Annotated in this window: 4 protein-coding genes; all 4 read left to right on the top strand. The window is 50.4% G+C overall.

Features of this window, described 5'->3' with window-relative positions:
- Window positions 1-114: 114 nt before the first annotated feature.
- The gene (locus tag BM021_RS13745; RefSeq protein WP_090721583.1) at window positions 115-4083 is read left to right on the top strand and encodes a beta strand repeat-containing protein; all 3969 of its coding nucleotides are present in this window, start codon (window positions 115-117) and stop codon (window positions 4081-4083) included.
- A 233-nt stretch (window positions 4084-4316) separates the two neighbouring features.
- Complete coding sequence (locus tag BM021_RS13750) at window positions 4317-6320, top strand: beta strand repeat-containing protein (RefSeq protein WP_090721584.1); 2004 nt, start codon at window positions 4317-4319, stop codon at window positions 6318-6320.
- A 237-nt stretch (window positions 6321-6557) separates the two neighbouring features.
- Complete coding sequence (locus tag BM021_RS13755) at window positions 6558-8561, top strand: calcium-binding protein (protein ID WP_090721585.1); 2004 nt, start codon at window positions 6558-6560, stop codon at window positions 8559-8561.
- A 239-nt stretch (window positions 8562-8800) separates the two neighbouring features.
- A partial coding sequence (locus BM021_RS13760; RefSeq protein WP_090721586.1) for an integrin alpha occupies window positions 8801-10695 on the top strand: 1895 nt, incomplete at its 3' end.

The following is a 10695-nucleotide window of genomic DNA, read 5'->3' on the forward strand; positions in this document are numbered from 1 at the left end:
AACCGCTCAGGTTGTCAGTAGGATTTTTCCGGCGTAGTATCCAGTTATTAATAACGCAATAAGGTTTTCTTTCAAGTAAGTTTTTTGATAAATCTCTTTGAAGGAGTTCTAATCATGGCAACAACAATTAATTTATCCAGTCTCGATGGCAATAACGGTTTTCGTCTCGATGGAGAAGTGGCAGAGGATTTATCGGGCTTTTCAGTCGGCAATGCCGGAGACGTCAACGGCGATGGATTTGACGATGTGATTGTCCATGCCTTAACAGATGACCCTAGCTCCAGCGTTAATTATGTAGTGTTTGGCAAGGCATCGGGTTTTGACGCCACCATGAATCTGTCCAGCCTGGACGGCAGTAATGGTTTCCGTCTGGAGTGGAAGTCCACGTATGATTTTGCGGGCTTTACAGTTAGCAGCGCAGGGGATGTCAATGGCGACGGTTTTGATGATCTGATTGTCAGTGCCAATGTGTATGGCAATGGCTCAGACACCGATTACATAGTATTTGGCAAGGCTTCGGGTTTTAGCGCTACTATTGATCAATCCAGCCTCGAATCCAGTCTCGATGGCAATAATGGTTTCCGTCTGGAGTGGAAGTCCACGTATGATTTTGCGGGTCTATCAGTCAGCAATGCCGGGGATGTCAACGGCGACGGTTTTGGTGATGTAATTGTTGGTGCACGTTATGCTGACTATAACGGCACCAAATCCGGTTCCAGTTACGTGGTGTTTGGTAAAGCTTCAGGTTTTAGTGCCACGCTGGATTTATCCAGTCTTGATGGCAGCAATGGTTTTCGCCTGGATGGAGAGACGGAATATGAGCAATCGGGCCGATCGGTTAGTAGTGCGGGGGATGTTAACGGTGATGGGTTTGATGATGTGATTGTTGGTGCCCGTTTTGCCAATAAGGATGGCGGCTATTACACCGACGGTGCGAGTTACGTGGTGTTTGGCAAGGCTTCTGGATTCAATGCCACTATGGATCTGTCCAGCCTCGATGGCAGTAATGGTTTTCGCCTGGATGGGGCGGGTGATCAGTCGGGCAGTTCGGTCCGCAGTGCCGGCGACGTCAATGGCGATAGTTTTGATGATGTGCTTGTGGGTGCTAGGGTAACTAGTCGGTACGGTTCGGGTCCCGACACCAGTTACGTGGTGTTTGGTAAAGCTTCCGGTTTTGACGCTGCGATGAATTTATCCAGACTCGATGGCTATAATGGTTTTCGTTTGGAGGCAGGGCTGACTCCTTATGATGACATTGCGTTCAATAGTGCAGGGGACATCAACGGTGATGGGTTTGACGATTTGATTATCGGTGAAGGCAATGCTGGCCCGAACGGCGACAGATCTGGCTCCAGTTACATAGTGTTTGGCAAGGCTTCCGGTTTTGCAGCCATACTGGACGTGCCCAGTCTCGACAGCACTGGACTGCGTCTGGATGGGGTAGCGGCGGGAGATATTTCTGGCAATTCGGTTAGCAGCGCAGGAGACGTCAATAATGATGGCTTTGATGATGTGATTATTGGTGCCTTTGGTGCTGACCCGAATGGCGAAAGCTCTGGCTCCAGCTACGTGGTATTTGGCCGCAATGAATTTACTGATGATGTAATACGGGGCACTTCCGGGGATGATGTCCTCATAGGTACCCCGGAAGCGGATCGCTTCGAGGCGGGGGATGGCAACGATAGCATAGACGGCCGTGGTGGGGCGGATTTGTTTTCTGGCGGTGCCGGTGACGATACCATCGCGGTAGCGGATCTCGACTTTCAATTAGTCGATGGCGGAACTGACACCGACACACTGAAATTAACAGGGAGCGGCCTTAACCTGGATCTGGCCAACTTCCGCGATACCATTATTGACATTGAAACGATTGATCTGACCGGTAGCGGAGACAATACGCTAACGCTTAGTCTGCCCGATTTGGACTTTCGCGGTACTCTTACCGTGAATGGCAATTCGGGTGATCGTGTCGTAGCACTCACTGGCGGTTGGACAGATGCTGGTATCGATGGCGATTATCGCATTTTTATGCATAGCGGAGCGATGCTGCGGGTAGATAGGGATGTAAGCGCAGACGTACCGCTAGCAGCAAATGTGATCAATTTGGCTGATCTCGATGGCAGCAATGGGTTCCGCCTGGATGGAGCAGCGGAGTATGATACCTCAGGTCTATCAGTCAGCAATGCAGGAGACGTTAACGGCGATGGTTTTGATGATTTGATTGTGGGTGCTCTCGGCGCTGACCCGAAGGGCCAATACTCCGGATCCAGTTATGTGGTGTTTGGCAAGGCTGCCGGTTTTGATGTTGCGATGGATTTATCCAGCCTGGATGGCAGCAATGGGTTCCGCCTGGATGGAGCAGCGGAGCATGATACCTCAGGCCGATCAGTCAGCAATGCAGGAGACGTTAACGGCGATGGTTTTGATGATTTGATTGTGGGTGCTCTCAGTGCTGACCCGAATGGCCAATACTCCGGATCCAGTTATGTGGTGTTTGGCAAGGCTTCCGGTTTTGATGCTGCGATGGATTTATCCAGCCTGGATGGCAGTAATGGTTTCCGTCTGGATGGGGTGAGAGCATATGATCTTTCTGGCTTCTCGGTCAGTGACGCGGGAGATGTTAACGGCGACGGTTTTGATGATTTGATTGTGGGCGCACCTTATGCTGATCCGAATGACGATCGTTCAGGATCCTGTTATGTGGTGTTTGGGCGCGATTCAGGTTTTAATGCCACGTTGGATTTATCCAGCCTTGATGGCAGTAATGGTTTCCGTCTGGATGGGGCATCGAGATCTGATAATTCTGGGTATTCAGTCAGCAATGCGGGGGACGTCAATGGGGATGGTTTTGATGATTTGATTATCGGTGCTTCTGGTGCTGACCCGAACGGTAATTACTCAGGCTCCAGCTACGTGGTGTTTGGCAAGGCTTTGGGGTTTGATGCTGCGATGAGTTTATCCAGTCTTGATGGAACTAATGGTTTTAGACTGGATGGGGCGGCGTATGATCATTCGGGCAGATCAGTGAGTAGTGCAGGAGACATCAACGACGACGGTTTTGATGATTTGATTGTGGGTGCTCCCAATGCTGACCTGAACGGCGATTTAATCGCCGGTTCCAGCTACGTGGTGTTTGGCAAGGCTTCCGGTTTTGCTGCTACGCTGGATTTGTCCAGCCTGGATGGCAACAACGGTTTTCGCCTCGATGGTGAGGCGTCGGGTGATCATTCGAGCAACTCAGTCAGTAATGCAGGGGATGTCAACGGCGACGGTTTTGATGATGTGATTATCGGCGCTCCCAATGCTGACCCGAACGGCTTTGATTCTGGCTCCAGTTATGTGGTGTTTGGGCGCGCTTCGGATTTTGATGCTGCACTGAATCTGTCCAGCCTGGATGGCAGCAACGGCTTTCGCTTAGATGGAGTGGCAGAATTTGATACTCTGGGTTGGTCAGTTAGCAGCGCCGGCGATGTCAATAATGATGGCTTTGATGATTTGCTTATCGGTTCTCCTCATGCTGACCCGAATGGTGAATTCTCCGGCTCCAGCTACGTGGTGTTTGGCAGAAGCAGCTTTACTGATGATGGTGTGATACGGGGTACGCCCGGCGATGATGTCCTCACGGGCACCCCAGAAGCGGAACGCTTCGAGGCAGGTGACGGCAATGATCGAATGATCGGCCGCGGCGGGGCGGATGAGTTTCTGGGTGAAGCAGGTGATGACTATATCCGGGTATCCGATCTTGATTTCCGTTTAGTTGATGGCGGCATCGGCAACGATATACTGGCTTTGGGCGGCAGCAATCTGAATCTGAATCTGACCGATATGAGCGGCAAGATCAGCGGCATCGAAACCATTCGCCTGTTTGGCACCGGAGACAATACCTTGACGTTAACGGCAGCGGATGTGCTGAATCTATCGGATACTACTAATACCTTGAGAGTCAATGGTAATGCCGGCGATCGCATCGTCGGATTAAGCCATGGCTGGGGAGATGGGGGTATTCATGGTGATTTTCATACCTTCTTTAATGATGCGGCAGTGCTGCTGGTGGGTGTGAATGTGACGACGGATTTTGCTTAAAAAAACTGTCATTTCGAGCGCAGCCGAGAAAGCTGTGTTGCTGTTCCCAAAGATTCCTCACTGCGTTCGGAATGACAAATGTAGGTTATTGAAGCCCATCCCTATCCATTACAAAGCCGCTCAGATTGTCAGTAGGATTTTTCCGGCGTAGTATCCACTTAGTTATTGATAACGCAATAAGGTTTTCTTTCAAGTAAGTATTTTTGATAAATCTCTTTGAAGGAGTTCTTGATATGGCTACCACAGTAATTAATTTATCCAGTCTCGATGGCAGTAACGGTTTTCGCCTCGATGGCGTAGCGGCGAGTGATTTTTCGGGCCAATCGGTCAGCAATGCAGGAGATGTTAATGGAGACGGTTTTGATGATGTCATTGTCGGTGCCTTTGGAGCTGATCCGAATGGCGATAGATCTGGTTCCAGTTACGTGGTATTTGGCAAGGCTTCCGGTTTTTCTGCCACCATTGATTTATTCAGCCTCGATGGCAACAACGGCTTCCGCCTCGATGGTGAGGCGGCGGGTGATCATTCAGGCTATTCGGTTAGCAATGCCGGGGATATCAACGGCGACGGTTTTGATGATGTCATTGTCGGTGCTTTTGGAGCTGATCAGATCGGTATTGACTACGGCTCCAGCTACGTGGTGTTTGGCAAGGCTTCCGGTTTTGATGCCACGCAGGATTTATCCGGCTTGGATGGCAGCAATGGTTTTCGCCTGGATGGAGCGTCGGAGTATGATTCTTCGGGTTTTTCAGTCAGTAGTGCGGGGGACGTCAACGGCGACGGCTTTGCTGACCTAATTATCGGTGCTCGCTTTGCTGACCCAAACGGTAGTGTCTCCGGCTCCAGTTATGTAGTGTTTGGTAAGGCTTCCGGCTTTGATGCTACGCTGGATTTATCCAGCCTCGATGGCAGCAATGGTTTTCGCCTGGATGGGGTAGCGCAGTATGATGGATCGGGTTTTTCAGTCAGCAGCGCAGGGGATGTCAATGGCGACGGTTTTGATGATTTAATTGTCGGTGCCCTCGGGGCTGACCCGAACGGTTCTGGCTCCGGTTCCAGTTACGTGGTATTTGGTAAGAACTCTGGTTTTGATGCCACCATTGATTTATCCAGCCTCGATGGCAACAATGGTTTTCGCCTCGATGGGGAGGCGGCGTATGATTATTTGGGTCAGTCGGTTAGTAATGCCGGGGACGTCAACGGTGATGGATTTGATGATGTGATTGTCGGTGCTTCCGACGCTGATCCGAACGGCGACAGCTCCGGCTCCAGCTATGTGGTGTTTGGCAAGGCATCCGGCTTTTCTGCTGATATGGATTTATCCAGCCTTGACGGCAACAACGGTTTTCGTCTGGATGGCATGGCGGCGTATGATGAATCAGGCGGATCGGTCAGTAGCGCGGGGGACGTCAATAGCGATGGTTTTGATGATTTGATTGTCGGTGCTTCCTTAGCTAGCAACGCGAACGGCAATTTTTCCGGTTCCAGTTACGTAGTGTTTGGTAAGAACACAGGTTTTGGTGCCACCATTGATTTATCCAATCTCGACAGCAATAGCGGTTTCCGCCTGGATGGGGAGGTGGCGGGTGATTTATCGGGCACTTCGGTCAGCAGTGCAGGAGACGTCAACGGCGATGGTTTTGATGATTTAATTGTTGGCGCCTCTAGAGCTGATCCGAACGGAAATTATTCTGGTTCCAGTTACGTGGTGTTTGGCCGTAGCGACTTTGGCGGTGGTAATGTCATACAGGGCACTCCTGGAGATGACATTCTCAAGGGCACTTCGGCGGCAGACATCTTTGAGGCTGGTGATGGCAACGATACCATGCTCGGCCGTGGCGGGGCGGATGAGTTTCTGGGGGAAGCGGGCAATGACTATATCCGGGTACCCGACCTAAATTTCGAATCAGTGGATGGCGGCATCGGCAACGATGTCCTGGCTTTGGGCGGCAGCGATTTGAATCTTAATCTGACCGATATGAGCGGCAAGATCAGGGACATAGAAACCATCAATTTGTTTGGTACCGGTGACAACACCTTGACGTTAACCGCAGCGGATGTGCTGAACCTATCGGATACCACTGATACCTTGAGAGTCAACGGCAATGAGGGCGATCGCATTGTTGGATTAAGCCATGGCTGGGGAGATGGTGGTGTTCATGGTGATTTTCATACTTACTTCAATGATGCGGCAGTGCTGCTGGTGGGTGTGAATGTGATGACGGATTTTGTTTAAAGAACTGTCATTTCGAGCGTAGCCGAGAAATCGTGTTGTTGACTCCACAGATTCCTCACTGCGTTCGGAATGACAAATGTAGGTTATTGAGGCTTCGTCCCTATCCATCACAAAACCGCTCAGGTTGTTAGTAGGATTTTTCCTAGGTAGTATTTATCTCGCTATATTTAAATAATGCAATAAGGTTTTCTTTCAATTGAGTTTTTTGATAAATCTTTTTTTGAAGGAGTTCTTGATATGGCTACAACAGTTTTTAATTTATCCAGTCTCAATGGCACTAACGGTTTTCGCCTGGATGGGACAGAAACAATTGATTTTGCAGGATATTCAGTTAGCAGTGCCGGAGATTTCAATGGCGACGGTTTTGATGATGTGATTGTCGGTGCCTTTGGAGCTGAGCCGAACGGCTATGACTCTGGTTCCAGTTATGTAGTATTTGGCAAGGCTGCCGGTTTTAATGCCACGCTGGATTTAGCCAGCCTCGATGGTAACAGCGGTTTTCGCCTGGATGGGGTGGCGCGGTATGATTCTTCGGGTTTTTCAGTCAGTAGTGCAGGAGACGTCAACAGTGATGGCTTTGATGATGTGATTATCGGTGCTCCCGGTGCTGACCCGAACGGCGAAAACTCTGGCTCCAGCTACGTTATGTTTGGTAAAGCTTCCGGTTTTGACGCTGAAATGAACTTGTCCAGCCTCGATGGCAGCAACGGTTTCCGCTTGGATGGCGTTGGAGGAGGATATGACAACTCAGGCAGCTCGGTCAGCAGTGCAGGAGACGTCAACGGCGACGGCTTTGCTGATTTAATTATTGGTGCTGATGGAGCTGATCCGAACGGTGATTTCTCTGGTTCCAGTTATGTGGTGTTTGGCAAAGCTTCCGGTTTTGATGCCACGCTGGATTTATCTAATCTTGATGGCAGCAACGGTTTTCGCCTGGATGGGGAAGCGCCTTATAGTTTCTCGGGCGATTCAGTGAGCAATGCAGGAGATGTCAACGGCGACGGTTTTGATGATGTGATTATCGGTACTAGAGAGGCTGGCGCGTTCGGTATTAGAATTGGTACCAGTTATGTAGTATTTGGTAAAGCTTCCGGTTTTGATGCCACGCTGAACTTATCCAGCCTTGATGGTAGCAATGGTTTTCGCCTAGATGGGGCGGCGTATGATGAGTTTGGCGTTTCAGTCAGCAATGCAGGTGACGTTAATGGTGATGGATTTGATGATTTGATTGCCGGTGCCCCTGGCGCTGGTCCAAACGGCTATAGCGCTGGTTCCAGTTACGTGATATTTGGCAAAGCTTCTGGTTTTGATGCCGCGCTAGACATATCTAATCTTGATGGCAGCAATGGTTTTCGCCTGGATGGGGTGTCAGAGTTTGACAGAAGATTGGGTTTTTCGGTCAGCAATGCAGGAGACGTCAACGGCGACGGCTTTGATGATGTAATTATGGGCGCCATTGGAGCTATCCCGAACGGCGATTATTCTGGCTCCAGTTATATAGTGTTTGGCAAGGCTTCCGGTTTTGCTCCCACCATTGATTTATCCGATTTAGATAGCAATAGTGGTTTCCGTCTGGATGGCGAGGGGGTGGATAATTTTTCAGGCCGTTCAGTCAGTAGTGCAGGAGATGTCAACAGCGATGGTTTTGATGATGTGATTATCGGTGCTCCTGGTGCTGACCCGAACGGCGGGGGCTCTGGCTCCAGCTACGTAGTATTTGGCAGAAGCAGCTTTACTGATGAGGGTGTAATACGAGGCACTCCCGGAGACGATGTCCTCACTGGCACATCAGAAGCGGAACGCTTTGAGGCGGGGGATGGTAATGATCGAATGATTGGCCGCGGCGGGGCGGATGTGTTTCTGGGTGAAGCGGGCAATGACTATATCCGGATATCCGACCTGAACTTTGAGTCTGTGGATGGCGGCATCGGCAACGATATACTGGCTTTGGGCGGTAGCGGCTTGAATCTGAATCTGACCGATATGGCTGGCAAGATCAGCGGCATCGAAACCATTCGCCTGTTTGGCACGGGGGACAACACCTTGACGTTAACCGCAGCGGATGTGCTCAATCTGTCGGATACCACTAATACCTTGATAGTCAATGGCAATGAAGGTGACCGCATCGTTGGATTAAGCCATGGCTGGGGAGATGGGGGTATTCATGGTGACTTCCATACTTACTTCAATGATGCGGCAGTGCTGCTGGTTGGTGTGAATGTAGCGACGGATTTTGCTTAAAAGAATTGTCATTTCGAGCGCAGCCGAGAAATCTGTTTTGTTGATTCCAAAGATTCCTCACTGCGTTCGGAATGACAAATGTAGGTTATTGATGCCTCATCCCTATCCATCACAAAACCGCTCAGGTTGTCAAGAAGATTTTTCCCGCGTAGCATCTACACATTATCGTACAAACAATGCAGTAGATACTTCTTTTCAAGTAAGTCTTTTTGATAAATCTCTTTGAAGGAGTTCTTGATATGGCTACAACAGTGATTAATTTATCCAGTCTCGATGGCACTAACGGTTTTCGCTTGGATGGGGTGGCGGCGTATGATCGGTCGGGCTACTCAGTCAGTAATGCAGGGGACGTGAACGGCGATGGTTTTGACGATGTGATTGTCGGTGCGTACGGTGCTAGGCCAAACGACCCTGGCTCTGGCTCCAGTTACGTTGTGTTTGGCAAGGCTTCCGGTTTTGATGCTGCATTGAATCTATCCAGCCTAGACGGCAGTAATGGGTTCCGCCTGGATGGGACGGCATTGTTTGATTCTTCGGGTTTTTCAGTCAGTAGTGCTGGCGATGTCAATAATGATGGTTTTGACGATGTGATTATCGGTGCTCCCGGTGCTGATCCGAACGGCAATGAGTCCGGATCCAGCTATGTGGTGTTTGGTAAAGCCTCCGGTTTTGATGCTGCACTGAATCTGTCCAGCCTAGACGGCAGCAATGGCTTCCGCTTAGATGGTGCGGCAGCGGATGATGATTCAGGCCGTTCGATTAGCAGCGCTGGAGATGTCAATGGCGATGGTTTTGACGATGTGATTATCGGTGCCTATGGGACTGACCCGAACGGCGACAGATCTGGCTCAAGTTATGTAGTGTTTGGCAAAGCTTCCGGTTTTAGTGCCACGCTGGACTTATCCAGTCTCGATGGCAGCAACGGCTTCCGCTTGGATGGAGCTGTGGCATCTCACCAGTTGGGCCAATCGGTCAGCAGTGCGGGAGACGTCAATGGTGATGGGCTTGACGATCTGATTGTCGGTGGAGCCAATGGAACTGACCCGATGGGTAGCGCCGTGGTATTTGGTAAGTCCTCAGGTTTTGCTTCCACCTTGGACGTATCCAGTCTCGATGGGAGCAATGGTTTCCGTTTGCCGGGAGGCGGGGGAGGTGATTTTTATGGTTTTTCAGTCAGTAACGCTGGGGACGTCAATGGTGATGGGTTTGACGATCTAATTATCAGCGGTAGGGATAGTGTCGTGTACTCGTTTCCGCGCGGCTTCAGTTATGTGATATTTGGCAAGGCCTCAGGTTTCAGTGCCACGTTCGATTTATCCAGCCTGGACGGCAGTAACGGCTTTCGCCTGAATGGAGCGGCGGCAGGTGATAATTTAGGTTTTTCGATCAGTAATGCAGGGGACGTGAATGGCGATGGTTTTGATGATGTAATTATTGGCGCCATTGGAGCTGACTCGAATGGTTCATCCTCCGGATCCAGTTATGTAGTGTTTGGCAAGGCTACCGGTTTCAGTGCTGCAATTGACTTATCTAATCTCGACACTAATAGTGGTTTCCGCCTGGATGGGGCGAAATTTGATTCTTCGGGTTTTTCAGTTAGCGGTGCAGGAGACGTCAACAGTGATGGCTTTGATGATTTGATTATCGGTGCTCCTGGTGCTGGCCCGAATGGCGGCGAATCTGGTTCTAGCTACGTGGTATTTGGCAGAAACAGCTTTACTGACAATGGTGTGATACGCGGCACGCCCGGGGATGATGTTCTCACCGGCACCTCGGCAGCGGAACGCTTTGAGGCGGGGGATGGCAATGATCGCATGATCGGCCGCGGCGGGGCGGATGAGTTTCTGGGTGAAGCAGGCAATGATTATATCCGGGTATCCGACCTTGACTTTGAATCAGTGGATGGCGGCATCGGCAACGATACGCTGGCTTTGGGTGGCAGCGGTTTGAATCTTAATCTGACTGATATGAGCGGCAAGATCAGCGGCATCGAAACCATTCGCTTGTTTGGCACCGGTGACAATACCTTGACGTTAACCGCAGCGGATGTGCTCAATCTGTCGGATACCAGCAATACCTTGAGAGTCAATGGCAATGCCGGCGATCGCATCGTTGGATTAAGCCATGGCTGGGG

Source organism: Nitrosomonas sp. Nm166, assembly GCF_900112825.1.
GTDB lineage: Bacteria > Pseudomonadota > Gammaproteobacteria > Burkholderiales > Nitrosomonadaceae > Nitrosomonas.

What these genes read in the sequence shown, in the direction of transcription:
- BM021_RS13745 (WP_090721583.1), top strand. Translation starts at nt 115, where the DNA reads ATGGCAACAACAATTAATTTATCCAGTCTCGATGGCAATAACGGTTTT.
- BM021_RS13750 (WP_090721584.1), top strand. Translation starts at nt 4,317, where the DNA reads ATGGCTACCACAGTAATTAATTTATCCAGTCTCGATGGCAGTAACGGT.
- BM021_RS13755 (WP_090721585.1), top strand. Translation starts at nt 6,558, where the DNA reads ATGGCTACAACAGTTTTTAATTTATCCAGTCTCAATGGCACTAACGGT.